We start from the raw sequence: 26736 nt of genomic DNA on the forward strand, positions 1-26736 counted from the left end.
GAGGCTCGGCCGCTCGTGCGCGCCCCCCTTCACAACCTGTGCGCCGCCCCTGTGGGTGTGGCGCCTCGCGTGTCCAGGAGGAGCTGGGCCTTTACCGAGAGGCCCTGGAGGTCGTATGTGCGGTGTTGTTGGAGCAGGATCGTCAGGTCCGCGTCGGCCGCCGCCTCGTACAGGGAGTCCACGCGGGGGACCGGGCGGCCGAGGATGCTCCAGGACGGGACGTGCGGGTCGTGGTAGCTGACGGCGGCGCCCAGCTCCATCAGACGGGTCGCGATCTCGTGGGCGGGTGAGCCCTGCTGGTCGGCGTGGTCGGACTTGTAGGTGACGCCGAGGAGCAGCACGCGCGCGCCGCGGGCCGACTTGCCGTGTTCGTTGAGGAGCGTGGCCGCGCGCTGGATGACGTACTGGGGCATGTGGTCGTTGACCTGCTGGGCCAGTTCGACCATGCGCAGGGAGCGGGTCCTGGGGCCCGCGAGGTCGCGGGGGACGGCGTGGCCGCCCACGCCGGGGCCGGGGCGGAAGGCCTGGAAGCCGAACGGCTTGGTCTCGGCGCAGCGGATGACGTCCCACAGGTCGACGCCCAGGTCGTGGCAGAGGACGGCCATCTCGTTGACCAGGGCGATGTTGACGTGCCGGTAGTTGGTCTCCAGGAGCTGCACGGTCTCCGCCTCGCGGGGTCCACGCGCGCGTACGACCTTGTCCGTGAGGCGGCCGTAGAACGCGGCGGCCGACTCGGTGCAGGCGGGGGTGAGGCCGCCGATGACCTTCGGGGTGTTGGCGGGACCGTAGGCACGGTTGCCGGGGTCGACCCGGCTGGGTGAGTACGCGAGGTGGAAGTCGCGGCCCGCCCGGAGCCCGGAGCCCTCTTCGAGGAGCGGCCGGAGGTATTCCTCTGTGGTCCCCGGGTACACGGGGGACTCCAGGATCACCGTGGTGTGCGGGCGCAGATGCGCGGCCAGGGTACGGGCGGCCGTGGCCACCTGGCCCAGGTCGAGTGTGCCGTCCGCGCCGCGCGGGGTCGGGGCGCAGATGACGGCGGTGCGTACGCGGCCGAGTTCGGCCGGGTCGGTGGCCGGCCGGAATCCGGTGGAGAGCATCCGGCGCAGGTCGGCGGCGGCCAGCGGGACGGGGTCGCCGCACTTGTAACCGAGGGTGGAGATGCCGGTGGAGGCGGCGGCCTGGGCCAGGGGCAGGCCGAGCTGGCCGAGGCCGATGACGGCGAGATCTGCGGGCATGGCGGTGGGCCGTCCTTCCCTGTAGCCGGAGTGGGACGAGGGCGCAAGCCCTGTGGACAGAACGGGCGAGTGCAATGTCAGACTAGGAGTAAATATGACCGATATGCGGGATTGTTCGGCTGTGTTTCTCCGGATGTCGCCGAGAGATATCCACAGGCGGACCGCCGCTGGTGGCCGATGTCGGGCATCACGGTCAGAATTTGGGCATGGGGGATGTGAGCCGGGCCTCGCCCCGCGGGTGAGGCCGGCGCGACAGACAGCGGGAGGCAACTGTGCGGACAGCGACACTGGGACCGGCGGAGCGCGCCGAATCACTCGCGGCGATGGCCGAGCGCGAACTGGATGTGCTGGTCGTGGGAGCGGGTGTGGTCGGCGCGGGCACCGCGCTGGACGCCGTGACCCGTGGCCTGTCCACCGGTCTCGTCGAGGCGCGTGACTGGGCGTCGGGCACGTCGAGCCGGTCGAGCAAGCTGATCCACGGCGGCCTGCGCTACCTGGAGATGCTCGACTTCGGGCTCGTGCGCGAGGCGTTGAAGGAGCGCGGGCTCCTCCTGGAGCGGCTCGCGCCCCACCTCGTGAAGCCCGTCCCCTTCCTGTATCCCTTGCAGCACAAGGGGTGGGAGCGGCTGTACGCCGGTTCGGGCGTCGCGCTCTACGACGCGATGTCGATGGCGCGCGGCCACGGTCGCGGCCTGCCGACCCACCGCCACCTCACACGGCGGCACGCCCTGCGTGTCGCCCCCGCGCTGAAGAAGGACGCCCTCGTCGGGGCGTTGCAGTACTACGACGCGCAGATGGACGACGCCCGCTATGTGGCGACCCTGGTGCGCACCTCGGCGGCGTACGGGGCGAAGGTCGCCAACCGCGCGCGGGTGACCGGCTTCCTGCGCGAGGGCGAGCGGGTCGTCGGCGCCAAGGTGCAGGACGTCGAGGGCGGCGGGGAGTACGAGATCCGCGCCAAGCAGATCGTCAACGCCACCGGGGTGTGGACGGACGACACCCAGGCGATGGTCGGGGAGCGGGGCCAGTTCCACGTCCGGGCCTCCAAGGGCATCCATCTGGTCGTACCGAAGGACCGGATCACCTCGACGACCGGGCTGATCCTGCGCACCGAGAAGTCCGTGCTGTTCGTGATCCCCTGGGGCCGGCACTGGATCGTCGGGACGACGGACACCGAGTGGGACCTCGACAAGGCGCACCCGGCGGCCTCCAGCGCCGACATCGACTACCTGCTGGAGCATGTGAACTCGGTGCTCGCCGTGCCACTGACGCGCGACGACGTCCAGGGGGTGTACGCGGGACTGCGCCCGCTGCTCGCCGGGGAGTCGGAGGCGACCAGCAAGCTGTCGCGCGAGCACACCGTGGCGCATCCGGCGCCGGGGCTCGTGGTCGTGGCGGGCGGCAAGTACACGACGTACCGGGTGATGGCCAAGGACGCGGTGGACGAGGCGGTGCACGGCCTCGACCAGCGGGTCGCCGAGTGCGTCACCGAGGACATCCCGCTGGTCGGCGCCGAGGGCTACCGCGCCCTGTGGAACGCGCGAGCGCGGATCGCCGCGCGGACCGGCCTGCACGTGGTGCGCGTGGAGCACCTGCTGAACCGCTACGGGTCGCTCGCCGAGGAGGTCCTCGACCTCATCGCCGCCGACGCCACCCTCGGCGAGCCGCTGCCCGCGGCCGAGGACTATCTGCGCGCCGAGATCGTCTACGCCGCCTCGCACGAGGGGGCGCGCCATCTGGACGACGTGCTGACGCGGCGGACGCGCATCTCGATCGAGACCTTCGACCGGGGCACGCGCAGCGCCCAGGAGGCCGCCGAGCTGATGGCGTCGGTCCTTGGCTGGGGCAAGGACCAGATCGAGCGCGAGGTCGAGCACTACCGGAAGCGGGTGGAGGCGGAGCGGGAGTCGCAGCGCCAGCCGGACGATCTGACCGCCGACGCGGCCCGGTTGGGGGCGCCGGACATCGTGCCGCTGTAGGCCGCGCAGGGGACGCGCAGGGGACGCACGGAGGGTGTGGGGAGGGGACAGGGAGGATGCGCGGGTTCCGGTGGGCATCCGTGCGGGCGAAGCGGGTACCCGTGTTCCCGGCTGCCGGAAGGCGGCAGCCGGGCCGCCTTCCGGTGACGAACCGCGTCAGGTGGTGTCCACGGCCGAGGAGTACGGGGCACGGAGGGACGAAACGGGCCGATCGGCAGGTGGGGGCCGCCTGCGGGGCCGCTCGGGGAAGTACCGCTTCCACGAGGGGCACCCGGGGCGTCGGACGGTCGCCGGGTGGGGGACAATGGAGGCTCTGTCAGGGCGGGTTGCATGAGGGGACGCATGTCGGAGGCGGAGCGGGCGGGAGCATCCCGTAAGGACGAGAGTGAACGTCTCCTCGCCGGGCGGTACCGGCTGGGAGGAGTCCTGGGCCGCGGCGGCATGGGCACCGTGTGGCGGGCTCAGGACGAGACGTTGGGCCGCACGGTCGCCGTGAAGGAGCTGCGGCTGCCGTCGCGCATCGACGAGGACGAGAAGCGACGGCTGATCACCCGGACCTTCCGCGAGGCCAAGGCGATCGCACGGATCCGGAACAACGGCGCCGTGACGGTCTACGACGTGGTCGACGAGGACAACCGGCCGTGGATCGTGATGGAGCTCATCGAGGGCAAGTCCCTCGCCGAGGTGATCCGTGAGGACGGGCTGCTCACACCGCGGCGCGCGGCCGAGGTGGGACTGGCCATCCTCGACGTGCTGCGCTCGGCGCACCGCGAGGGCATCCTGCACCGCGACGTGAAGCCGTCGAACGTCCTCATCTCCGAGGACGGCCGGGTCGTGCTCACGGACTTCGGCATCGCCCAGGTCGAGGGCGACCCGTCCATCACCTCGACGGGCATGCTCGTCGGCGCGCCCTCGTACATCTCGCCGGAGCGGGCCCGAGGGCACAAGCCCGGTCCCGCGGCCGACCTGTGGTCGCTCGGCGGCCTGCTGTACGCGGCGGTGGAAGGCGTCCCTCCGTACGACAAGGGCTCCGCCATAGCGACGCTCACCGCGGTGATGACGGAGCCGGTGGAGCAGCCGAAGAACGCGGGCCCGCTGGAGCAGGTCATCTACGGCCTCCTCGTCAAGGACCCCGAGCAGCGGCTCGACGACGCCGGGGCACGGGCGTTGCTCACCGAGGTGGTCCACGCGCCCGAGCCGAAGGAAGAGCCGGAGCCGGCGGACGCGACGAAGGTCGTGCCGCTGCCGGACATCCCCTCCCAGAGCCCGCCCAGGAACCCCGCCAAGAGGGGGAGTTCGTCCGGCGGCAAGGGCAAGGGCGAGGAGTCGGTGGACCGGCTGCGCGGGGCGCTGCGCTCCGTGCGGAAGGGCAAGGGCGCGGCGGCCGGGGCTGCCGCGGCGGCAGCCGGTACCGGTGTCGCAGCCGGCCGCCCGACGGACCCGCCAGCAGGCAAGACGTCCGCGGCTTCTGCTTCCGTCTCTTCTACCTCGGCAGCGGCGTCGGAGGCACCCGCGGCGTCCGCGTCGCCTTCCGGTGCCGGTGCCGGTGCCGGCGGTGGCACGGGCGTCAAGCCCGGCTCCGGGGGCACGGCCGCCGCGACGGGGGCCGGCGTGCCCGCGTCCGCCGAGAACCGGAACGCCGCTGCTTCCGCGGCGAACTCCAGTGCGGTGGGCGGACACGCGGGCGGTTCCGGCGGTGCGTCCCCACGGACCACCACGGTCAGGGCGCCCCTCACCGATGTGGTGTCCCGGCAGACGCTGATCGTCATCGCCGTCGTCGTGGTGCTGGCCGTGCTCGGCACGATCCTCGCCGTCACGCTGGGTGGTGACGGCGACTCGGGTTCCAAGGACAACAAGGGCGGCGGCGACAAGTCGACTTCCAGCGGGACGAGCGCGGGAAGCGACACCAAGCAGGACGAGAACAGCGGCACGGATTCGGACGACGACAAGAAGGACGACAAGGGGACGGACCCCTCCGGCGGGGGCGCGTCGAAGGGGAGCTCGCCCAGCGCGAGCGCATCCGAGGGATCGGGCGGATCCGGTGGGTCGGGCGGTGGCTCCGGCAGCGGTTCCGGCAGCGGGGTCGAGTCGACGCACAAGGACGGGCAGGGGTTCTCGATCGGTCTGCCCAAGGGCTGGAAATACGAGTCCACGAGCGCGGCCGGTTCCCGGTTCTCCGGCCCCGACGGGCAGAAGCTGCTGGTCGGCTGGACCACGACGCCCAAGGACGACCCGGTGGCCGACTGGAAGAACCAAGAGAAGTACATGCAGCGGTCGCAGTATCAGCGGGTCCGAATAGAGAAGGTGGACTACCGCGGCTGGAACACGGCCGACTGGGAATTCACCTACTCGGACAGCGGCACCCGATACCGCTCCATAGACCGTGGGTTCGTCGTCGACGACGGGCTCGGATACGGGATCATGTATACCGCGAAGGCCTCGAAATGGGACAGCGAACTTCGTAAAGACACGTGGCGGACGCTCACAAAGTCGTTCGAACCGAAGTCCTGAGGGGCACGGGACCATTGAGATCTCGCATCTCTTCATTGCGGATTGCTTCCGGCACGTATCGTGAGTGGTTGCGGACCGTACGCAGCCACAACTGCAGCCACAACGGGGCGCACGACGAACGGAAGTGACCAACCGGTCGGCCGGGGGAGGCATCGTGGAGGACTACGCGGGACGGGTGCTCGCCGACCGTTACCGCCTGCCGCTCCCGCCGACGGACGAGTACGAGTTCGCCGAGAGCCGGGCCTTCGACACGTACAGCGGACAGGAAGTCCTGGTCCGTCAGGTGCCGTTGCCCGAGGTCGTCGAGGCGGAGGTGCTCGACACGGACGGGCTGCCCGACGGGTTCGTGGCGCGGGACGCCGGTGTGCGCAGGCCGTCCGCGCGGCCCACCCGGCGGCCCACCGAGCCCGCGGTGCGCCGGGCGATCGAGGCGGCCCAGGCCGCCGCGCAGATACCCGACCACCCTCGGCTCGACCAGGTCTTCGACGTGTTCGCCGAGGGCGGGTCGCTGTGGATAGTGAGCGAGTCGGTGCCCTCGCGGCAGCTCGCGGCGCTGCTCGCCGAGGGACCGCTGAGCCCCTACCGGGCCGCCGAGGTGGCCTCCGACGTGCTGACCGCGTTGCGGGTGCTGCACGCGCACGGGTGGGTGCACCGGAACATCACCGCGCGCACGGTGCTCGTCTGCGACGACGGGCGGGTGATGCTCACGGGGCTCGCCTCGGGAGCCGCGGAGGAGGCGCTGTGCGGGTACGACCCGGTGCCGCCCGCCGAAGACGAGGGCGAGGGCGGCGACGACGCTGAAGGCCGGGCCCAGGGCCAGGGCAGGTACGAAGGTACGAAGGGTCGATCCGCAACCGCGGGCGGCCCCGTGGGCCCGACAGGACCGGGCGGCTCGTCGTCCGGGCAGCTCGGCGGGTCCGGTGGCCGTGCCGCGGTCGAGGCCGTGCCCGGAGGCGGGAGCAACCTGCCCGTCACGCAGGCACAGGCGCAGGCCACGGAGGTGGCGCAGCGGGCGCCGGGAGCGGGCGGCGACGTCAGGGCCGCACGGGCCGGAGCCATCGCGGCCTACCGCGCGGGCGCGCGAGCGGCGGCGCGGGTGCAGGAGGAGCAGCGGGGCGGCCAAAACGCGTTGCCCGCCGCGCCGCCCCGGCCCGCCGGTAGCGACACCGACACCGGGACCGGCCAGAGCCGGGGCCAGGGTCAGGGTCAGGGTCAGGGGCAGATACCGGGCCAGGCCCCGGCCCGGATCGCCGGGCAGATCACCGGACAGGGGGTCGAGCACACGTCACCCCCGGGGCAGATCGCCGACCCGTACGGGGTGGGCGGGATGCCGGGCGCCTGGCACGGTGCCGCACCGCGCAGCGGCGCTCCCGCCGTGGCGGCCCCCGGCCCCGGACCGGGCCTGCCTCCCGCGCTCCCCGACGGGCACACCAGCACCAGCACCAGCGCCAGCGCCAGCGGCAATGGCAATGGCAGCGGCAACAGCAATGGCAGTAGCAACGGCAACGGCGACGCGACCGGTGGCTGGGCCGTGGAGACCGCCGCGCACGGCGCTCCCGGCACCGGTGAGGCCCCCACGCAGTGGAGCCGACTCGTCCCCGCCCAGGCCCCCGTCCGGCGAGGTCCGGCCACCGCGCTGGCGGCGGAGCGGGCCCGGCAGGCGCGGATGGCCGTAGTGGGGCCCGTCACCGAGCGCTGGGCGCCCGAGCAGGCCGGACCGGTCCACGAGAACTGGCAGCTGGCGGCGCCCATCGGTCCCGCGACCGACCTGTGGGCATTGGGCGCGCTGCTCTTCCGCGCCGTCCAGGGACATGCGCCCTACCCCGAGGAGAGCACCGCCGAGCTGGTGCAGCTGGTGTGCGCGGAGCCGCCCGCGTTCGCGGAGGAGTGCGGTCCGCTGCGGCCGGTCGTGGAGTCGCTGCTGCGCCAGGACCCCACCGAGCGGCTGGACTTCGAGGAGCTTCGCGGCTGGCTGCGTTCGCTGGTGCGGTCGGCGCCCGAACCCGAGGCGGGTACGTACGTCGTCGCGGCGCCGCCCGTCGACCCCGCCCGGCTCCCCGTCGTACGCCGTCGGGGCGAGCTGGTCCGCAGGCGGCGCGCCGGGCTGCCCGCCACCAGCCCGCACGGCCGCCACAAGCGGGGCAAGCAGGGCGGGGAGGTCAAGCCCCGCCGGCTCGGCCGCACCCTGCTTCTGGTGATCCTGCTCGTCATGGCCGCGGCCGTCGCGTACGCCATGGCGTTCATGCCCAAGACAGGCACCGGCGGTGAGCGCACCGGATCCGCGGGGGACGTCGTCAGCCCCACCCCCGGACACACCGGGGACACCGACGCGGGCGCGGCCGGGAACAAGGACACCGGAGCGCAGGACGACAAGAAGCCGGGCGAGGAGAGCAGCCCGACGCGCTCGTCCAGTTCGACGACCCAGACCACCGGCCCCGAGCTTCCGCAGGGCTTCACCCTGCGCAAGGACTCCGAGGGGTTCCGGGTGGCGGTCGCCAACGGCTGGGAGCGGACCGGGAAGAACAGTCGCGGCCAAGTCGTCTACTCGCACGGCAAGTTCGAGCTGCTGATCGTCCCGGGGCGCGACAAGACCGGGGACTTCGGCAGCGATCCGATGACCTATCAGCGCGAGGACGAGCGTGAACTGCAGCCGTTCCGCGACTCGACGTGGGCCACGTCCAGCGGGATGCGGCGGATCGACGTCGGCGGACGGGCCATGGCCGAGGGGCAGTTCACCTGGCAGGACTCCACGGGCGGCGAGGTCTACGTACGGAACCTCGTGATCATCGCCGGTGGGCGGTACCACGTGGTGCAACTGCGCGGTCCGGAGGCCGAGCGGGACGAGGTGACACGGCTGTACGAGCAGGCGTCGTCGACGTACCAGATCACCGGTTGAGCACCAGGATCACCCGTTGATACGGCGTCATGACCCTGTGCGGTCAGGGACTTTGTGCCGAGGTGGCGTCGGCCCGGCAGACCGCTCGGTTTGCCGGTGAGCCCGGTTCGGGGCTCAGGGCCTGATCACCGGCTTGCGGGTGCTCGTTCACGTACGCCGCGACCGTCACAGTGCTGTCTCCGTAGGACCCCGCCGGTTCCCTGGGCGGGTGTCGGTCCTTAGTCTGACCCTGTCAAGAGCATTGCGGGGAAACGTGAATCAGATGCAGGGCCTGCTTCTCGCGGGGCGCTACCGGCTCGCCGACTCGATCGGCAGCGGCGGTATGGGCCGGGTGTGGCGTGCGCACGATGAGGTGCTGCACCGCGCCGTCGCGATCAAGGAGCTGACGGCCGCGCTGTACGTGTCCGAGAGCGAGCAGTCCGTCCTCCTCGCCCGTACCCGGGCCGAGGCCCGCGCGGCGGCGCGCATCAACCACTCGGCCGTCGTCACGGTGCACGACGTGCTGGAGCACGACGGCCGGCCGTGGATCGTGATGGAGCTGGTCGAGGGCGGCTCGCTCGCCGACGCCGTCAAGGAGTCGGGCCGTATCGAGCCCCGGGAGGCGGCCCGGGTCGGGCTGTGGGTGCTGCGCGCGCTGCGGGCCGCGCACTCCGCAGGCGTCCTGCACCGCGACGTCAAACCCGGGAACGTACTGCTCTCCCACGACCGGCGGGTGCTGCTCACCGACTTCGGGATCGCGCAGGTCGAGGGGGACACGACCATCACGCGGACCGGCGAGATCGTCGGCTCGGTCGACTACCTGGCGCCGGAGCGCATCCGCGGCCAGGACCCGGGGCCCTCCGCCGACCTGTGGGCGCTCGGCGCGACGCTCTACACGGCGGTCGAGGGACGGTCGCCGTTCCGGCGGACGACCCCTCTGACCACCATGCAGGCCGTGGTCGGCGAGGAGCCCGACGCCCCGCGGAACGCGGGTCCGCTCACCCCCGTCATCACCGCCCTCCTGCGCAAGGACCCCGCCGAGCGGCCCGGTCCCGAGGAGGCGGAGCAGATGCTCGCCGAGGCGGCGGAGGGGCGGGCGCCCAGCTCGGCGCAGGCCTATGTGCCGACGCAGCATGTGACCGGCGCCCCGCAGGAGCCGCAAGGCGCTTACGGGCAGGGGCCCCAGGGCACGTACGGACAGGGGCAGGCCGTCGCGCCCGGGTCACCGGACGCCACGCATGTCGCCGCCCAGGGGACGTACGGAGCCTCCGGTTCGCAGAACAACCAGTATCCGCAGGGCGCCTACGGGCCGCCGGGCGGTCATGACACCTACGGCAGCCACGGCAGGCCCGTTTCCGGCGGCGCCGACTCCACCGCGAACCACCCGGCGGTGGCCGGCGAGTCCGGGCGCCGCCGGTTCCGTACCGTCGCCGCGGTCGTGCTGACCGCCGCGCTCGTCGGCGGCGGGGGTGTCGCGGCGTTGCTGCTCTCGGACGGATGGAGGGACAGCGACGGTTCGTCCTCGAACCACTCGGCCCCCAGGGACACGTCCTCGCCGACCGGACAGGACGACGGGAAGCAGACCGGGGAACAGAGCGGGGAGCCCCGGACCGGCGAGGTGCCCGACGGCTGGGAGCGCGTCGACGACCCCGAGGGCTACAGCCTCGTCCTGCCCAAGGGCTGGAAGCGGCAGGTCGACGGCACGCAGATCGACTACACGCCGGACGCCGGCGAGCACTTCGTACGTATCGCGGTCGACGAGTCGCCCGACTTCGACACCTCCTTCCGGCACATGGAGGACCTGGAGGAGCAGATCTCGGTGCGGTTGGTCGACTACCAGCGGGTGAGTCTGGAGGACAACACGTTCCGGGACCGGCCGGGGGCGCTGTGGGACTTCACCTGGACCGCGCTGGCCAAGGACACGGAGTTTCCCGGTCCGCGCCGGGCGATCGAGCAGTCGTATCTCAGCCGTGACGGGGTCGAGTACGTGATCTACATGTCAGCGCCCGCCGCGGACTGGGAGACGGCGCGGGAGCAGTTCGACACGGTCCTCCGGGGCTGGCGGCCGCCGGCCGCACAGTGATGCCCCGCCCGGCTTGCCCGACCGTATGACCGCTTGACTCGGTCGACCCGCTTGCCGTGCACGGCAAGCGGGTCGGACGGGCCGTGTGAGTCGTGCGAGGCGTGAGGACCGGGCGGTGCCCGGCCGCGGACGCGCGCGTGGTCGCCTACGGCGGTTGTCGGCCAGGTCGGTGTCCGGACCCGGAAGGGGTCCGTCCGTTGCGGCATGATGGGGCGCATGGGGACCGAGGGGGAGAGACCGGAGGACAACACCCGGGTCATCGCCGGACGTTACCGCTTGGAGGCCCGTATCGGCCGGGGCGGAATGGGCGTGGTCTGGCGGGCCACGGACCAACTGCTCGCCCGGCAGGTCGCGGTCAAGGAGATCGCCCTCGACTCCTCGCTCTCGGCGGCGGAGTACCGGCTCCAGTGCGAGCGCACCCTGCGCGAGGCGCGCGCCGTCGCGCAACTGAGGCATCCGCACATCGTCGTCGTGCACGACGTCGTCGAGCAGGACGACCGCCCCTACATCGTCATGGACCTGCTCGAAGGAGGCTCGCTCGCCGAGCGGATCTCCCGGCACGGCCCCGTCGACGCCGTCGAGGCGGCCCGGATGGGGATCGACCTGCTCAGCGCGTTGCGCAAGGCGCACGACGCCGGTGTCCTGCACCGCGATCTGAAGCCCGCGAACGTCCTCCTCACCCTGGACGGCATGGTCGTCCTCACCGACTTCGGGGTCGCGCAGGTCTCCGGCGCGACGACGCTCACCGAGGGCGGGTCGTTCGTGGGCTCGCCCGAGTACACCGCGCCCGAGCGGATGTCCGGCCTCAGGACCGGGCCCGAGTCCGACCTGTGGTCGCTCGGCGCGCTGCTCTGTACGGCGCTGAGCGGTGAATCCCCCTTCCGCCGCGACTCGTTGGGCGGCACCCTGCACGCGGTGGTGATGGACGACATCTACCCGCCCGCCGCCGCCGAGCCCCTGCTGCCCGTCGTACTGGGCCTCCTCGAACGTGATCCCGAACGGCGGCTCGACGCGAGCGAGGCGGAGCGGCTGCTGCGGGCGTTCCTGGACACGGGCCACATGCCACCGGTGCCGCCCGGCTACACGCCGGCCCGGCGGGGCATATCGGGTCGGAGCACCGGGGCCCCGGCGCCGACGACCGCCGAGCAGCCCACCGTGCCGCACCCGCCGCGGCCCGCCTTCGCCGTCCCCTCGTCCATGCGCAACGCGCTGATCGCGGCCGCCCTGGTCGCGGCGATGGCCGTGGCGGGCGTGTCCGCGGCCGCGCTGCTGATCGGCGACGACGGCAGCGGTCCGGTACCGCCCACGATCCCGGCCTCCTCGTCCCGTACGAGCGATACAAGTGATACGAGCGGCACGGACGGCGCGACCTCGACCGTGCGTCCCACGCCCACCGTCAGCGGTTCCCGGCCCACCGCCTCCGGCGGCCGCACTGTCCCCACGGGGTACCGCCTGGTCCATGACGCGGCCGGCTTCTCGTTGGCCGTCCCGGTGGGCTTCACCCGTGAGACACAAGGGGAGCGGATCTACTACGTGTCGGCCGGCAAGATCTTCCGTATCGGCGTCCAGGTGTCCGACCCGGTGGCGGACGGCCCGCTCGCGGTGCTGGAACGCGCCGCCGCCGAGGGGTCCGGCACCCATCCCGGGTACCGCGGGGGCCGGGTCACCGAGACCACCAGGGCCGGGCGCACCGCCGCGCTGTGGGAGTTCACCTGGGACGGCTTCAGCGAGGCGGAGGGCGCGCGGCACACCTACGACCTGAGCTGGGCGGAGAGCGGCCGGCTGAACGACGTACTGGTGTCGGCGCCGGTCGGTCAGGCGCGGGAGGCGCGGGAGTACTTCGACGTCGCGGTCGACACGTTCGCCCGTACCGGGTCGTGAGGCACGGGGCGTCATAAAAGGCGCATAAGGAAGATAGGAAACATCCTGCGTCACGGGTCTGTGACCGGAAAGCGCCCAGGGTGGAGCGGAGGCGCCTGCCGCGATAAGGATGGACCCATGAGCAGCAACGGGGGAGCACCTTACGGGCCTGATCACGGGCCTGATCACGGGCCTGGTCACGGGTCCGGTCACCGGTCCGACGAGCCGATGAGTTTCGATCTGCAACCGCCGCGCCCACCGGCGGCCGTGCCGCAGCCCGGCAACCCGTACGCCGCGCCGACCCAGATCGTGCCCGAACAGCAGGCGCCGCAGGACCCCGGCGCCGGCCGGATCATCGCGGGCCGGTACCGACTGCTCGACAAGCTCGGCCACGGTGGCATGGGCACCGTGTGGCGGGCCAAGGACGAGACGGTGGACCGGGAGGTCGCGGTCAAGGAGCCGCGGGTCCCCGACCACCTTCCCGAACGTGAACGAGCCAATGTCTTCGAGCGGATGCGGCGCGAGGCGCGCGCCGCGGCCCGGCTCGACCACCCGGCGGTCGTGAACGTCCACGACGTCGCCGTCGTCGACGGCCAGCCGTGGATCGTGATGGAGCGGGTACGGGGCCGATCGCTGGGCGGCGCGCTCCAGGAAGGCACCCTCGGCGCACGCGAGGCGGCGAGAATCGGCCTCGAGGTGCTCGGCGCCCTGGAGGCCGCGCACGCGGCGGGCATCCTGCACCGCGACGTCAAGCCGGACAACGTACTGCTCGGCACGGGCGACCGGGTCGTCCTCACCGACTTCGGCATCGCCCAGATCGAGGGCGAGACCAATCTGACCGACACCGGCGGCTTCGTCGGCTCGCCCGAGTTCATCGCGCCCGAACGCGTGCTGGGCCAGCGCCCGGGGCCCGCCTCCGACCTCTGGTCGCTCGGCGTGGTCCTGTACGCGGCCACGGAGGGCGTCTCGCCGTTCCGCCGCACCAACACGCCCGCGACGCTCCAGTCCGTCCTCAACGCCACGCCGGCCCCGCCCAACTCGGCCACGGGACCGCTCGCCGAGGCCATCAACGGCCTCCTCGCCAAGGACCCGAACCACCGTCCGGACGCGGCACGGGTACGCGTACTGCTCGAACAGGCCGCGCGGCCGCCCCAGCCGGAGCCCACGCAGATCGTCCAGTTCGCGGGACCGGGCTCAGGATCGGGATCGGGGCCCGCCGGGAGGTCGTTCCGGGTCGGCCGCACGGGATGGGTCGGCCTCGGTGCCGTGGTCGTCGCGGCTGCGGTGGCGGCGTACCTGGTGGTCGCGGACCCGTTCGCCGGGCCGCTGCCGGACAGCTGGCGGAAGACGGACGTCAAGGCGCTGGGCGCCACGGTGGCGGTGCCGGACGGCTACCAGAAGTCGGTGCCCGAGGCGGACGCGCCCAAGGACGAACACTGGGTCCAGTTCACCGACCCGAGCGGGACCCTCTGGATCAGTCTGACGCTGGAGAAGAAGTCCGAGGACACCTCGGGCGAGATCGCGGGGACGGCGGCGGCCGAGATGTACGACGACGACGCCACCTACCGCAAGAGCGGCGCGTACGCCCTCGGTATGGACTCCGACCCCGCACCGAGGAGCGACGCCGTCGAGACGACGTACAAGGACCGCAAGGCCGCCCTCAACACCCTCGTCTATTCGAGCACGGACACCGACAACCCGCGTCCGCGCGAGATCCAGGTCCTCTACTACAAGGCCGGGTCCGGCGACATGTACAAGCTGATGATCGGCTACCCGGGCAAGGGCGACTTCACCGAGCGGGGGCGCGAGGTCGCGAAGACGGCCATCGCGAATCTGGACATAGCCAAGCTGTGAGGCGGCGGCCGGCCGGCCGGCGGTGGGACACGTGATGAGACCTGTGGTGAGACGGGTTGCCGTAGGGCCCTGAAGGAGCGCCAACTCGCTCTCCGGGAAGGCATACTGCTGCCTCTGGACTGGGAGAGAGGCGGCAGGCTGTGGGCCTGGATCTTGACGGGCGGGCGCACGCCCGGCAGCGGTGGGCGGCGCGCAGCGCGCTGGGGGCCGCCGGGGTCGCGGTGCTGCTGCCGCTCGTGTCCGCGAAGGCGGCGAGTCTGCTGCTCGTCGCGGTGGGAGTGCTCGGCACGGCGCTGACCGTGGCCGCGCTGTGGTGGGTGCTGACCCTGCGGGGACCGGCCCGGGGCGCGGCGGGGGCCCTGGCCCTCGCGACACCCGCCGCCGTCATCTGGTTCTTCGCCGCCGAGAACCTGCTGTGGGTCGTCGTCGTGTCCCTGGCCCTGTGGGGATTCGCCGTCTGGGCCGGGAAGCACGCGCTGAGCAGCACCAAGTCGCATGCGGTGAGCGTGCGGGAGCACCGCACCCCCGCCCCCGCCAAGCCCTTCCTCATCATGAACCCGCGGTCCGGGGGCGGGAAGGTCGAGAAGTTCGGGCTGAGGGAGAAGGCCGAGCGGCTCGGGGCGCAGGTCCACCTGCTCGACCCCGAGCAGCGTCAGGACGTGACCGAACTCGCCCGCAAGGCCGTCGCGGACGGCGCCGACCTGCTCGGGGTCGCGGGCGGGGACGGTACGCAGGCACTGGTCGCCGCCGTCGCCGCGGAGCACGACATACCGTTCCTCGTCGTCTGCGCCGGGACCCGGAACCACTTCGCCATGGACCTGGGCCTGGACCGCGACGACCCGGCGGCGAGCCTGGACGCGCTCACCGAGGACGGCGTGGAACTCCACACGGACCTCGGCTTCGCCGACACGTATCCGTTCGTCAACAACGCCTCGTTCGGGGCGTACGCGGTGGTCGTGCAGAGCCCCGAGTACCGGGACGACAAGGTCCGTACGACGCTGGAGCTGCTGCCCGAGCTGCTCACGCACCAGCGCGGGCCGCGGCTGACCGCCCGGCTGGAGGCGGCGGGCGGCGCCGCGGGCGCGGAAGGGACCGTCATCGACGCGCCCCAGGCCCTCCTCGTGAGCAACAACCCCTACCGCATGGACGATCCGGTGGGGCTCGGCTACCGCGAGCGCCTGGAGTCCGGCGTCCTGGGCGTGCTCGGCATCAGGGTCGACAACGCCGCCGAGGCCGCGGGGCTGCTGCTGGGCCCGCACTCCACCGGCCTCACGGTGCTGACCACCCGCGAGGTGGTCGTGGACGCCGACCGGCCCGAGATAGAGGTCGGCATCGACGGCGAGGCGCTGGTGCTTCCCACGCCGGTACGGTGCCGGATCGAGCCCGGTGCCCTGCGCGTGCGCGTCCCCGGGAACCGGCCGGGCGTGCCGGAGACCAAGCCGCCCATGGACTGGCGCCGGCTGCGCAAGCTCGCGGCGGCGGTGGGGCGTACGGCTCTGCCCCAGCACCGGGCGCTGCCGAGGGAGGAGCTCGGGCCGGAGCACCGGACGCCGCCCACGGCCTGAGGTCGTCGACATCACGCCGGCTCCGGTCCTGACTGCCTGATCGGCTGGGACAACCACCTGATCAGGTGGTTTGTTGCCAGTGATCACTGGCGTTGTGTGTGTAGACGGTGAAACCCTGTTACCGACGGGTACCCAAAGTGCGCCGACGGGCATACCCTGCGGCTCATGACGGACTCGCAGGCCCCGGCCCAGGCCCAGGCACAGGCCCCGGAAAAGACCGGCACCAACCCGCTCGCGCCCGCCCCCGAGGGCGCCCGTACGGCTGCCGACGTGGTCACGCCGGAGCTGATCGCCCAGCTCACGCGTGGCGTGGTCGGCTCGGGCCGCACCGCGAACCACACGCCGTTCACCGGCGAGAAGCTGGCCGACCTGCCCGAGTCCACCCCGGAGGACGTGGCGAGGGCCTACGAGCGCGCCCGCGCGGCCCAGTCCCGCTGGGCGCGGACCGCCGTCAAGGAGCGCGCGGCCGTCCTCCTGCGCTTCCACGACCTGGTGCTCGCCCGCCAGGCCGAGGTCCTCGACCTCATCCAGCTGGAGACCGGCAAGGCCCGCCTGCACGCCCACGAGGAGATCCAGGCGGTCGCCGTCGCGGCCCGCCACTACGGCCGCAGGGCCCCCTTCTACCTGCGCCCCAAGCGCCACGCGGGCGCCGTGCCGGCCCTCACGAAGGTCACCGAGCTGCGCCACCCGCGCGGTGTCGTCGGCCAGATCGCCCCCTGGAACTACCCGCTGGAGCTGTCCGTCGGCGACGCGCTGCCCGCCTTCGTCGCGGGCAACGCCGTCGTGATGAAGCCCGACACCGAGACCTGCCTCACCGCCCTGTGGGCCCGTGACCTGCTGATCGAGGCGGGTCTGCCCGCGGACGTCTTCCAGGTCGTCCTCGGCGAGGGACCCGTCATCGGCCCCGAGGTCGTCAAGCACGCCGACTACGTCTCCTTCACCGGCTCCACCCGTACGGGCCGCGAGGTCGCCCAGAGCGCGGCGGCCCGGCTGGTCGGGGTGTCCCTCGAACTCGGCGGCAAGAACGCCATGCTGGTCCTGGCGGACGCCGACCTCGACAAGGCGGCGGCCGGCGCGGTCCGCGCCTGCTTCTCGTCGGCCGGCCAGCTGTGCATCTCCATCGAGCGGCTGTACGTCCACGAGTCGGTCGCGGACGCGTTCCTGGAGCGGTTCGCGGCGCGGACCAGGGCGATGCGGCTCGGCACGTCCCTCGCGTACGGCGCCGAGATGGGCTCGCTGGTCGGCGAACGCCAGCTGGAGACGGTGACCCGGCACGTCGAGGAGGCCGTCGCCAAGGGGGCCACCGTCGTCGCGGGCGGCGTCGCGCGCCCGGACATCGGCCCGTACTTCTTCGAGCCGACCATCCTCGACGGCGTCGAGACGCCGATGGCGGTCTGCGGCGAGGAGACCTTCGGCCCGGTCGTCTCGGTCTACCGGTTCGAGGACGAGGACGAGGTGATCGAGACCGCCAACTCCACCGCGTACGGCCTCAACTCGTCGGTGTGGACGAAGGACGGCCGCCGCGGCGCCCGGGTCGCGGCCCGGCTGCGTACCGGCACGGTCAACATCAACGAGGGCTACGGGCCCGCGTACGGCAGTGTCCAGTCGCCGATGGGCGGCATGAAGGACTCCGGTCTGGGCCGCCGGCACGGCTCCGAGGGCATCCTCAAGTACACGGAGGCCCAGACGGTCGCCCAGCAGCGCCTGCTGCCGATGGCCCCGTCCCTGGGCATGGACGACGAGAAGTACGCCGCCTTCATGAGCCGCAGCCTGCGGCTCATGAAGGCGTTCAGGTTCCGGTAGGGCGCCCCCGGCAGGGGCGCGGGGAACCGCGCGAGCAACCACGAACCACCCGCACGCACACTCAACGAGGAGCATCGTGCCCCAGGACACTTACGACTACGACGTCATCGTCGTGGGCTCCGGCTTCGGCGGATCCGTCACCGCCCTCCGCCTCACGGAGAAGGGCTACCGCGTAGGCGTCCTGGAAGCCGGCCGCCGCTTCACCCCGGCGACGCTCCCCAAGAACTCCTGGGACCTCAAGAACTACCTGTGGGCGCCGAAGCTCGGCATGTACGGCCTCCAGCGCATCCACCTGCTCGGCAACGTCATGGTGCTCGCCGGCGCGGGCGTGGGCGGCGGTTCCCTCAACTACGCCAACACCCTCTACATACCGCCGAAGCCGTTCTTCGAGGACCCGCAGTGGAAGGACATCACCGACTGGCAGGAGGAGTTGAAGCCCTACTACGACCAGGCGCAGCGCATGCTCGGCGTACGGCTCAACCCGACCATGACCCCGTCGGACGTCCACCTCAAGGCCGCCGCCCAGCGGATGGGCGTGGGGGACACCTTCCACATGGCGCCGGTCGGTGTCTTCTTCGGCGACGGCAAGGACGCCGACGGCGCGGTGAAGGCCGCGCCGGGGCAGCGGGCCGACGACCCGTACTTCGGCGGCGCGGGCCCGGCCCGCAGCGCGTGCTCCGAGTGCGGGGAGTGCATGACGGGCTGTAGGCACGGCGCGAAGAACACCCTGAACGAGAACTACCTGTACCTCGCCGAGAAGGCCGGCGCGGTGGTCCACCCCCTGACGACCGTCGTCTCCGTCACGGACGACTCACAGGGCGGGTACGCCGTCGCGACGCTCCCGACGGACCGCGGACGCAAGGGACGCAGGGGGCACAACGACGAGGGGCGCGTCTTCAAGGCCCGCCGGGTCGTCCTGGCGGCCGGTACGTACGGCACGCAGACCCTGCTGCACCGCATGAAGGCCAGTGGCCGGCTTCCGCACCTCTCGGACAAGCTGGGCGAGCTGACCCGTACGAACTCCGAGGCGCTGGTCGGCGCGCAGACCAGCGACCGCCGTTACCGCAAGGTCACCGGCGAGGCGAAGGCCGACTTCACGCGCGGGGTCGCGATCACGTCCTCGATCCACCCGGACGCCGACACCCACATCGAGCCGGTCCGCTACGGCAAGGGCTCGAACTCGATGGGCGGCCTGTCGATCCTCCAGGTCCCCTACACGGAAGGCTCGTCGAGGGTTCTCGCCTGGCTGGTCAACGCGGCGAAGCACCCGACCCTCGTGGTCCGCTCGCTCTCCAACCGCCGCTGGTCGGAGCGGACCATCATCGGCCTGGTGATGCAGTCCCTCGACAACTCCCTGACGACGCACCTGAAGACGAAGGGCGCGGGCAAGGGTCTGCTGACGGCGCGGCAGGGCCACGGGGCCCCCAACCCGAAGCAGATCAGGACCGCTTCGGAGGGCGCCACCGCGATCGCCGCCGAGATCAACGGCTTCGCCGGCTCGAACGTCGGTGAGCTGATGGGGATGCCGCTGACCGCGCACTTCCTGGGCGGCTGCTCGATCGGCGCCTCCGCGGACGAGGGCGTCATAGACCCCTACCACCGGGTGTACGGACACCCCGGCATCTCCGTCGTCGACGGCGCCGCGGTCTCGGCGAACCTGGGCGTGAACCCGTCGCTGACGATCACCGCGCAGGCCGAGCGCGCGATGTCGTACTGGCCCAACAAGGGGGAGATGGACCCGCGTCCGGCGCCGGGCGCCGCGTACGAGCGCCTGAAGCCGGTCGAGCCGCTGTCCCCCGCGGTCCCCGCGGACGCCTTCGGCGCGCTGAAGCTGCCGTTCCTGGGGATGCCGACGGTGCCGCCGAAGAAGTGACCCGAAAGCCGCCGACGAAGTGACCGAAGCACGAAGGACCTGCGCCCCCCTCCGAGCGCAGGTCCTTCGTCAAGCGTCAAGCGTCGTGCGTCGGGGTCAGACGTCGGAGCCGGTCTTGCGGCGGCGGGCGATGACCACGGCCCCCGCGCCGGCGACGAGCGCGACACCGCCGACGAGGCCGATCATCGGCAGCGCCGAGCTGGAACCGGTCTCGGCGAGGTTGCCCGTCGGCAGCTCGGAGACGTTGCCCTGCGGCTTCTTCACCGGGTCCTTGTCGCCGTCGTCGTCCGGCGTGGCGGTACCCGGGTCCTCGTTGGCCGAACCGGCCTTCAGGACCTCGAAGTCGTACTGCGCCCAGCCCTCGGCGATGCAGTCCTGGCCGTCGACGTTGTCGACGTAGGCGCCGGAGCCGAAGGAGTACGAGTCGCCGACCGGGGCGCTCTTGTCGACGCTCAGGCGCAGGTCGACCGTCTGGCTGGCCCTGGCCTTCAGCTGCTCGACGTGGAAGAAGTAGTCACCGGCCCAGTCCTCGTCGCCGATCCGCTCCCACTTGCCGGACTCGGTGTTCTTGAACTCCAGCGTGACGTGGGGGCTCAGGAACTTCGACTCCTCGAGCTCGTAGTTCTCGACCTCGGCGTAGAAGGCGACGTCCTTGAGCGCCTCCTTCGAGTCGTTGGTGACGACGAGCTCGAAGGCGTGGGTACCGTCACCCGCGACGATCTTGCCGGGCAGACCCTTGATGTCGGCGGAGACCTTGGCGTCGCCGTACTCGTCGTCGAGGTCCTCGCAGTACGGAGCGTCCTCGTCCGGGTCGGTCGGCTCCTCGCTCGGCTCGGGCGTCCCGGACGGCGACTCGGGGGGCGTCGTGGTGGTGCTCGGGGGCGGCGTCTCCGCGGGGATCTCGGTGCCCGGCGTCGTCGCGGGCGTCGTACCGGGCTCCGTCGACTCGGGAGCCCCGGTCCCGGGCTCGGTCTCACCGGGCGTCGCGGGCGCGGACGTGGACTCGGAGTCGCTGGGCGCGGGCTCGTCTGCGAACGCGGCCGGGGCCGACAGCAGCGCGAGCGGCGCTATGACGGCTGTGGTGGCCGCTGCGGCCATGACACGGCGAAGCTTCATGAAGACCTCGGAAAGTCCGGTGCGCCGCACTGCCGCGGCGCAAGATGAGGGAGGCCTCCGCGTGGCGGGCACGGGTACGGCCGTTGGTTCCGCAAGTGAGACCTGTGACACCTGTGAAGGGTTGTCCTGATACTCACAGAATTCTTATGTGGTCTGGGTCACACAAGGGGCCGACTTGTGAACTCCTGTGCGCACGCCTTAGAACTGACCCTCGGTCGGCTGTCGGATACATCGACCGGTACGTCGAGCAGCGAGTCGGCCGTGGGGCCGGCGATGGGGGAGAGGCGCGAGCGCGGTGACCGAGAAGCCGTCCGAGGAGTCAGCAGGCAAGTCGGCCGAAGGGCCGGGGGAGTCCGTACCGGACGACGTGTGGGAACGGTTCGTCCAGGACAGCGAGCGGGACATCCGGGCCTCCGAGGCGCCCAAGGAGCCGTCCGCGCGCGCCCGCATGGTGACCGAGCGCCTGCGGCAGCAGGAGGCCCGCGGTGAACTGCCCCAGGGCTGGCGTGCGAGCCCGGACGGGCCTGGGGCGAGCGGGCGAAGGGCCCGGCGCCGCAAGGTGTGGACGGTCGTCGGCATCCCGCTCGCGCTGGCGGTGGCCGTGGTCGCCATGAAGCCGTCGCTGCTGCCGGGAGACCCCTTCGGCACGGGCTCGGACTCGACCGCGGGAGCCGGTGCGGAGGCGGGCGCGGGGCCCGTGTCCGCGCTCCCCGCCGAGACCGCACCCGAGACCGCGGCCCCGGGCTCCGTGCCCGGCGCGCCCACCCTGGACGAGCCCTTCGCGGGCTCCCCGGCGGCGCGGTACGCGGACGGCGCGGCCGGGATCGTACTGCCGGAGGCGAAGGCGGTCGGCGTGTTCTCCGAGGAGCAGGTCGCCCAGGCCCTGGAGCAGACCAAAGCCCTGCTCGTCGACGCGAACCTCGACCGCGGGACGCTGCTGGGCGCCACCCCGGCGACCGTGCTCGACAAGGTGCTCGACCCCAGGCAGCCCGAACTGGTCGACGACCTGAGGTCCCGGCTGCGTGCGCCCGGCAAGGACCATGACCCGCTGCGCTTCTTCAGCCGCTTCGACAAGGACGAGGTACGGCTCGTCGGCGACGTGGTCAAGACCCGTGGGCGTACGACGTTCGAGGAGGGCCCGGACGGGGCGGTGGACATCCACAGCGACTACACCTTCGTCTACGCGCTGGCCCCGGCCGACCCCGGCTCCACCGAGGTGGCCCGCACCATCGTCCGCCGTGTCATCGACCTGCGGATGTCCGATCCGGCGAAGGTCAGGGTCACGCCGGGCCGGCTGGCGGTCGTCCGCCACGACGACGACGTGGCCAACTCCGCCTGCGACGTGTACGACGGCTTCCTGCACCCGAGGCTGAGCTCGACGGACGAGACGGGCGAGCGCCCGAGCGGGCCCGAGGTCGACCCGTACGACCGCAGCCGGGACATCGGCGACGACTCCGAGTCCCCGGACTGTGGGACGGTGTCCCGGACATGATGAGGAACAGGATCTCCCGGCCCGTGGTGGCGCTGTGGGTGGCGGCCGCGCTCGGCTGCACCGCGGCGTGCGGGGGCGGCGGTGGCGGCTCCGCACCGGACGGGAAGGTGTCGCGCTCGACGGCGAGCGAACGGACGGCCGGCGGTTCGGGCGCGAAGGGGACGCCCACCGGCGGGGCGGATCAGGACACGCGGGAGAGCCAGGGCGCCCAGGGCGGACAGGACGGCCGGGACACCCCGGGCGCGCGGGGGACGAACGGGACGAACGGGCCCCTGAGCAAGGCGCAGTTGAAGAAGGCCGCGCTCGTGACGGCCGATGTGAAGGGCTTCGCGGTCGAGGAGTCGCAGGGCGCGGACCTCCTGGGGCAGTCCGTCCCGGCGGCACCCTCGAAGTGCCAGGCGGTCGCCGACATGTTCCTGTTCACCACCGACCCGTCCTCGAAGGCCGGGGTCAGCCGCGGTGTCGTGGCGAAGGACGAGACGGACTCCGCGGTGAACACGTTCGCCCTCCTGTCGTACGCGTCCGGCGAGGCCGACAAGGTGATCGACGGCCTGCGCAAGGCGACGAAGAACTGCACCGCGTACCGGCACGCCGACTACGACTACCGGGACGTGAAGGCGCTGGACGCCCCGGACCTGGGGGGTTCGGCTGACGAGGCGGTCGCGTTCAGGCTGCTCGCCTCGATCGAGGGGGCGGAGGTGCCCGCCGCGTTCACGGTCGTCCGCGACGGTACGACGCTGGTGGCCTTCAGCTCGATGAACCTGCTGGACGCCGACCGGATCGAGGTCCCGGAGAAGCTGGTCGAGGCGCAGCTCACCAAGCTGGCGAAGACGACTGGCTGACCGCCGGGAGACGGAGAGGCCGAGGGACGGAGCGAAGGGCCCCGCGGGACGATCCGCGGGGCCCTTCGTGGTCAGCACCGACGTCAGGGCAGCGCCGGTGCCTCGGGAAGCGGCGCCGGGGGGTAGCGCCGCTTTTTGGCTTCTCCGCCGGTCTGCGCCCCGGCGCACTCGGGGAGTGCGTGTGGTGTGGACCAATGGCGGTGGGGCGGTGCAATGCGGGGATGTGCTTGGGAATGTGGGGTTGTTCTAGGCATCGTGCTGGATGGGCCGTGGCCTCCGCAACCGTTTCGACCGCGCTTGCGCAGATTCCGGCGGTCGGCTCCGGGCGTCCCCGGAGCCGACCTCTCTTGGATGACCGGGCCGCTGTCCCCTGCCGACCGGTCACTTGTCCGGAACGAGGTCCCACGGCGCACGTCCGTACGCCTCCCGCTCCGGTGGAGCCACGCGTGGTTCTTCGGGCCCGCCCCTGGCTGACACGGACATCGGGACCAACGAAGCCCGGCGTGGGGCGGTCACGCGCCGTACGGGTGAGAGGACATGGGTACGTGCGTGCACCGGACGTCCGTCGTACGCGGATGTCGTATACGGATGCCGTACGTGCTGCCGTGCGCGTCCTCAGATGCGGCCCCGGCAGAGTTCGAGCAGTGTCATCGCGAGCGCGGTGCCCGGCTTGCCGAGGGCTTCCCTGTAGTGGCCGAGCACCTCCATCTCGCGCGACAGGTTCACGCGGCGGCCGCCGGAGGTGATCCGGGCGTCCTGGATGACGGCGGAGACGGCCATGCGTTCCTGGACGAGGCCGATGATGCGGTCGTCGAGGCTGTCGATGCGGTCGCGGGCGCCGGCGATCACGTCGGCGGCCTCTTCGGTGCGGGCGCCGGTCCTGTCCGTGGTGACTGGGCTCATCTTGGGCTCCTCTTGGGGTGGTGTGCCCCGGAGCGGCAAGGTCCGGAAAACGCAGGCGCCCCGGGCCTTGTCGGCCCGGGGCGCCTGGGAAGTCGCTTGTCAGTTGCTCAAGCAGCACGACCATGGCAGCCGGTGGGCCGGTTGCCATAGGTAAAGACGGAGGTCTGGTGCGTGAGCATGGGAGCAGTATGCCGTGACGGGGGCGGCAGTCCAACCCGGACCGGATCCTGAGACGGGTTCTCGCCTTCCGGGTGCGTCCGCGGGTGCGGTGGCGGCGGGTCGGTGGGGGCTGGTCGCGCAGTTCCCCGCGCCCCTTGTAGGCGGGGCTTCGCCCTCGCCTCTCGGGTCCGTTCGGTGGGTTCGGGTCGGGGGTGGCTGGTCGCGCAGTTCCTCGCGCCCCTTGAAGGCGGGGCTTCGCCCTCGCCTCCCCGGCCGTTCGGCGGGTGCGGGCCGGTCGTGGCTGGGCGCGCAGTTCCCCGCGCCCCTGAAAAGCGGGCTGCGCCCTGGCTTTTCGTTTTTCAGCCCGTCCGGCGTTTGAGGACGAGCGCGTTCAGCGCGATGCGGGGGTCTGGGGGCGGCAGCCCCCAGGGACGGCGACGCCGGTTCCGGGGGCCCGGTTAGACTCAGGAGCACAGCCCCGCAGACCCGCCGGAAGGCAAACCGTGCCAGAAGTGTCCCCCGTCGCCCCCGACACCGTCCTGGTCGTCGACTTCGGCGCGCAGTACGCCCAGCTCATCGCCCGCCGGGTCCGTGAGGCCCGGGTCTACAGCGAGATCGTGCCGAGCACCATGCCGGTCGCCGAGATGCTCGCCAAGAACCCCGCCGCGATCATCCTCTCCGGCGGCCCCTCGTCGGTGTACGCGGAAGGCGCCCCCCGCCTGGACCGCGCGCTCTTCGAGGCCGGCGTCCCCGTCTTCGGCATGTGCTACGGCTTCCAGCTGATGGCGACCACCCTCGGCGGCACGGTCGACAACACCGGCGCCCGCGAGTACGGCCGTACCCAGCTGCACGTCTCCAAGTCGGGCTCGACCCTCTTCGAGGGCACCCCGGCCGAGCAGTCCGTCTGGATGTCGCACGGCGACGCGTGCAGCGCGGCCCCCGAGGGCTTCTCGGTGACGGCCTCCACGGACGTCGTCCCGGTCGCGGCCTTCGAGAACGACGAGAAGAAGCTGTACGGGGTCCAGCACCACCCCGAGGTCATGCACTCCACCCACGGCCAGCAGGTGCTCGAACACTTCCTGTACCGCGGCGCGGGCCTCACCCCGTCCTGGACCACCGGCAACGTCATCGAGGAGCAGGTGGCGCTGATCCGCGAGCAGGTCGGCGACAAGCGCGCCATCTGCGGCCTCTCCGGAGGCGTGGACTCCGCGGTCGCCGCCGCCCTCGTGCAGAAGGCCATCGGAGCACAGTTGACCTGCGTGTACGTCGACCACGGTCTGATGCGCAAGGGCGAGACCGAGCAGGTCGAGAAGGACTTCGTCGCGGCGACCGGCGTCCAGCTGAAGGTCGTCGACGCGCAGGAGCGCTTCCTCACCGCGCTGAAGGGCGTCAGCGACCCCGAGGACAAGCGGAAGATCATCGGCCGTGAGTTCATCCGGGTCTTCGAGCAGGCCCAGGCGGAGATCATCGCGGACGAGGGCCCGGAGGTGGCCTTCCTGGTCCAGGGCACGCTCTACCCCGACGTGGTCGAGTCCGGTGGCGGCACGGGCACCGCCAACATCAAGTCCCACCACAACGTCGGCGGGCTCCCCGAGGACCTCGAGTTCCAGCTGATCGAGCCGCTGCGCCAGCTCTTCAAGGACGAGGTCCGGATGGTCGGCCAGGAGCTCGGCCTGCCGGACGAGATCGTCCAGCGCCAGCCGTTCCCCGGCCCGGGGCTCGGTATCCGGATCGTCGGCGACATCACCAAGGACCGGCTCGACCTCCTCCGCGAGGCCGACGCCATCGCCCGCGAGGAGCTGACGGCCGCCGGCCTCGACCGGGACATCTGGCAGTGCCCGGTCGTGCTGCTCGCCGACGTCCGCTCCGTCGGGGTCCAGGGCGACGGCCGCACGTACGGCCACCCGATCGTGCTGCGGCCCGTCTCCTCCGAGGACGCCATGACGGCCGACTGGTCGCGGCTGCCGTACGACGTCCTCGCGAAGATCTCGACCCGCATCACGAACGAGGTCGCCGACGTCAACCGCGTCGTCCTCGACGTGACGTCGAAGCCGCCGGGCACCATCGAGTGGGAGTGAACGCACCTGGGCGGTAGCCCCGCTCAGGTCCGTTTGAGGGTGCGCACCGGCACCCCGGGTTTCCAGACCTCGGCGACCAGGTACGTGTCGTCCTCGACGTGGGTCCGTACGACCTCCGTCAGCTCGGTGCGGAAGAGGTGGAACGGCTCCGGCGGTTCCACCTCTTCGGTGTACCGGGCCTTCTCCGCGGGGTCCACGACCTCCACGGCCCGGCCCGCGATCCGTACGTCCCCGCCGGCCATCTCCGTGCCCGGACCCGGATTCGCCTGGAGGGCGAACCGCGGGTCCCGGCGCAGGTCCTGCGCCTTGTGGGAGTCCGGCATCATGCCGAGCCACAACTCCCCGTGCAGGAAACGCACTTCGAGGCCACTGGTGCGGGGCGACCCGTCCTTGCGGAGGGTCGCCACGACGTGGTGGGTGAAGGCCGTGAACCGTTCCTCGACGGTCTTGGCGAGGTCAGCCTCGGCGGCGACGAAGGCCGCCCAGTTCGATGTCGTCCGCGTCATAC

The 26736-nt window shown here is 72.0% G+C and carries 16 protein-coding genes; 12 read left to right on the forward strand and 4 right to left on the reverse strand.

What is annotated here, in order from left to right:
• Positions 1 to 29 precede the first annotated feature (29 nt).
• The gene (locus tag ACLVWQ_RS18900; RefSeq protein WP_414110032.1) at positions 30 to 1235 is read right to left on the reverse strand and encodes a nucleotide sugar dehydrogenase; all 1206 of its coding nucleotides are present in this window, start codon (positions 1233 to 1235) and stop codon (positions 30 to 32) included.
• 272 nt (positions 1236 to 1507) lie between these two features.
• On the opposite strand from ACLVWQ_RS18900, the gene ACLVWQ_RS18905 reads away from it, so the two are divergent.
• The 9 genes from ACLVWQ_RS18905 to ACLVWQ_RS18945 all read left to right on the forward strand — a co-directional run bounded on the left by ACLVWQ_RS18905 (position 1508) and on the right by ACLVWQ_RS18945 (position 19638).
• Positions 1508 to 3214 carry a glycerol-3-phosphate dehydrogenase/oxidase gene (locus ACLVWQ_RS18905; RefSeq protein ID WP_414110034.1) on the forward strand — a complete coding sequence of 569 codons (1707 nt, stop codon included), beginning with the start codon at positions 1508 to 1510 and terminating at the stop codon, positions 3212 to 3214.
• A 342-nt stretch (positions 3215 to 3556) separates the two neighbouring features.
• Entirely contained in the window at positions 3557 to 5725 is a 2169-nt protein-coding gene (locus ACLVWQ_RS18910; RefSeq protein ID WP_414110387.1) for a serine/threonine-protein kinase, read from the forward strand.
• 154 nt (positions 5726 to 5879) lie between these two features.
• The gene (locus tag ACLVWQ_RS18915; protein WP_414110035.1) at positions 5880 to 8621 is read left to right on the forward strand and encodes a protein kinase; all 2742 of its coding nucleotides are present in this window, start codon (positions 5880 to 5882) and stop codon (positions 8619 to 8621) included.
• A gap of 262 nt (positions 8622 to 8883) precedes the next feature.
• Entirely contained in the window at positions 8884 to 10683 is a 1800-nt protein-coding gene (locus tag ACLVWQ_RS18920; protein ID WP_414110037.1) for a serine/threonine-protein kinase, read from the forward strand.
• Positions 10684 to 10899: 216 nt separating this feature from the next.
• Positions 10900 to 12564 carry a protein kinase domain-containing protein gene (locus ACLVWQ_RS18925; RefSeq protein ID WP_414110038.1) on the forward strand — a complete coding sequence of 555 codons (1665 nt, stop codon included), beginning with the start codon at positions 10900 to 10902 and terminating at the stop codon, positions 12562 to 12564.
• A gap of 207 nt (positions 12565 to 12771) precedes the next feature.
• Positions 12772 to 14397 (forward strand): serine/threonine-protein kinase, encoded by a 1626-nt coding sequence (locus ACLVWQ_RS18930; RefSeq protein ID WP_414110039.1) that lies wholly within the window; start codon positions 12772 to 12774, stop codon positions 14395 to 14397.
• Positions 14398 to 14537: 140 nt separating this feature from the next.
• The gene (locus ACLVWQ_RS18935) at positions 14538 to 15962 is read left to right on the forward strand and encodes a diacylglycerol/lipid kinase family protein (protein WP_414110040.1); all 1425 of its coding nucleotides are present in this window, start codon (positions 14538 to 14540) and stop codon (positions 15960 to 15962) included.
• Between the two features lie 165 nt (positions 15963 to 16127).
• On the forward strand, positions 16128 to 17765 hold the full coding sequence (locus ACLVWQ_RS18940; protein WP_414110041.1) for a succinic semialdehyde dehydrogenase: 1638 nt from the start codon (positions 16128 to 16130) through the stop codon (positions 17763 to 17765).
• Positions 17766 to 17841: 76 nt separating this feature from the next.
• Entirely contained in the window at positions 17842 to 19638 is a 1797-nt protein-coding gene (locus ACLVWQ_RS18945) for a GMC oxidoreductase (RefSeq protein WP_414110042.1), read from the forward strand.
• Positions 19639 to 19734: 96 nt separating this feature from the next.
• Here ACLVWQ_RS18945 and ACLVWQ_RS18950 read toward each other — a convergent pair whose 3' ends face one another.
• On the reverse strand, positions 19735 to 20754 hold the full coding sequence (locus tag ACLVWQ_RS18950) for an LAETG motif-containing sortase-dependent surface protein (protein ID WP_414110044.1): 1020 nt from the start codon (positions 20752 to 20754) through the stop codon (positions 19735 to 19737).
• Between the two features lie 295 nt (positions 20755 to 21049).
• On the opposite strand from ACLVWQ_RS18950, the gene ACLVWQ_RS18955 reads away from it, so the two are divergent.
• Both ACLVWQ_RS18955 and ACLVWQ_RS18960 read left to right on the forward strand, forming a co-directional pair.
• A complete protein-coding gene (locus tag ACLVWQ_RS18955; RefSeq protein ID WP_414110045.1) occupies positions 21050 to 22246 on the forward strand; it encodes a hypothetical protein in 1197 nt (398 codons plus the stop codon).
• Positions 22243 to 23088 (forward strand): hypothetical protein, encoded by an 846-nt coding sequence (locus ACLVWQ_RS18960; RefSeq protein WP_414110046.1) that lies wholly within the window; start codon positions 22243 to 22245, stop codon positions 23086 to 23088. Before ACLVWQ_RS18955 ends, ACLVWQ_RS18960 begins: the two co-directional genes overlap by 4 nt.
• Positions 23089 to 23703: 615 nt before the next feature.
• Here the strand turns inward: ACLVWQ_RS18960 and ACLVWQ_RS18965 are convergent.
• Complete coding sequence (locus ACLVWQ_RS18965) at positions 23704 to 23991, reverse strand: chorismate mutase (RefSeq protein ID WP_414110047.1); 288 nt, start codon at positions 23989 to 23991, stop codon at positions 23704 to 23706.
• Between the two features lie 662 nt (positions 23992 to 24653).
• Between ACLVWQ_RS18965 and guaA the strand changes: the two genes are divergently transcribed.
• Positions 24654 to 26228, forward strand: a complete 1575-nt coding sequence (gene guaA, locus ACLVWQ_RS18970; protein WP_414110048.1) for a glutamine-hydrolyzing GMP synthase — start codon at positions 24654 to 24656, stop codon at positions 26226 to 26228.
• A gap of 23 nt (positions 26229 to 26251) precedes the next feature.
• Here guaA and ACLVWQ_RS18975 read toward each other — a convergent pair whose 3' ends face one another.
• Positions 26252 to 26734: a pyridoxamine 5'-phosphate oxidase family protein gene (locus ACLVWQ_RS18975; RefSeq protein ID WP_414110050.1), complete on the reverse strand. Its 483-nt coding sequence runs from the start codon at positions 26732 to 26734 to the stop codon at positions 26252 to 26254.
• Positions 26735 to 26736: the final 2 nt, after the last annotated feature.

Origin of the sequence: Streptomyces sp. CWNU-52B, from assembly GCF_047444975.1 — a bacterium.
Lineage (GTDB): Bacteria > Actinomycetota > Actinomycetes > Streptomycetales > Streptomycetaceae > Streptomyces.

What these genes read in the sequence shown, in the direction of transcription:
- ACLVWQ_RS18900 (WP_414110032.1), bottom strand. Translation starts at nt 1,235, where the DNA reads ATGCCCGCAGATCTCGCCGTCATCGGCCTCGGCCAGCTCGGCCTGCCC.
- ACLVWQ_RS18910 (WP_414110387.1), top strand. Translation starts at nt 3,557, where the DNA reads ATGTCGGAGGCGGAGCGGGCGGGAGCATCCCGTAAGGACGAGAGTGAA.
- ACLVWQ_RS18920 (WP_414110037.1), top strand. Translation starts at nt 8,884, where the DNA reads ATGCAGGGCCTGCTTCTCGCGGGGCGCTACCGGCTCGCCGACTCGATC.
- ACLVWQ_RS18925 (WP_414110038.1), top strand. Translation starts at nt 10,900, where the DNA reads ATGGGGACCGAGGGGGAGAGACCGGAGGACAACACCCGGGTCATCGCC.
- ACLVWQ_RS18930 (WP_414110039.1), top strand. Translation starts at nt 12,772, where the DNA reads ATGAGTTTCGATCTGCAACCGCCGCGCCCACCGGCGGCCGTGCCGCAG.
- ACLVWQ_RS18940 (WP_414110041.1), top strand. Translation starts at nt 16,128, where the DNA reads ATGACGGACTCGCAGGCCCCGGCCCAGGCCCAGGCACAGGCCCCGGAA.
- ACLVWQ_RS18950 (WP_414110044.1), bottom strand. Translation starts at nt 20,754, where the DNA reads ATGAAGCTTCGCCGTGTCATGGCCGCAGCGGCCACCACAGCCGTCATA.
- ACLVWQ_RS18960 (WP_414110046.1), top strand. Translation starts at nt 22,243, where the DNA reads ATGATGAGGAACAGGATCTCCCGGCCCGTGGTGGCGCTGTGGGTGGCG.
- ACLVWQ_RS18965 (WP_414110047.1), bottom strand. Translation starts at nt 23,991, where the DNA reads ATGAGCCCAGTCACCACGGACAGGACCGGCGCCCGCACCGAAGAGGCC.
- ACLVWQ_RS18975 (WP_414110050.1), bottom strand. Translation starts at nt 26,734, where the DNA reads ATGACGCGGACGACATCGAACTGGGCGGCCTTCGTCGCCGCCGAGGCT.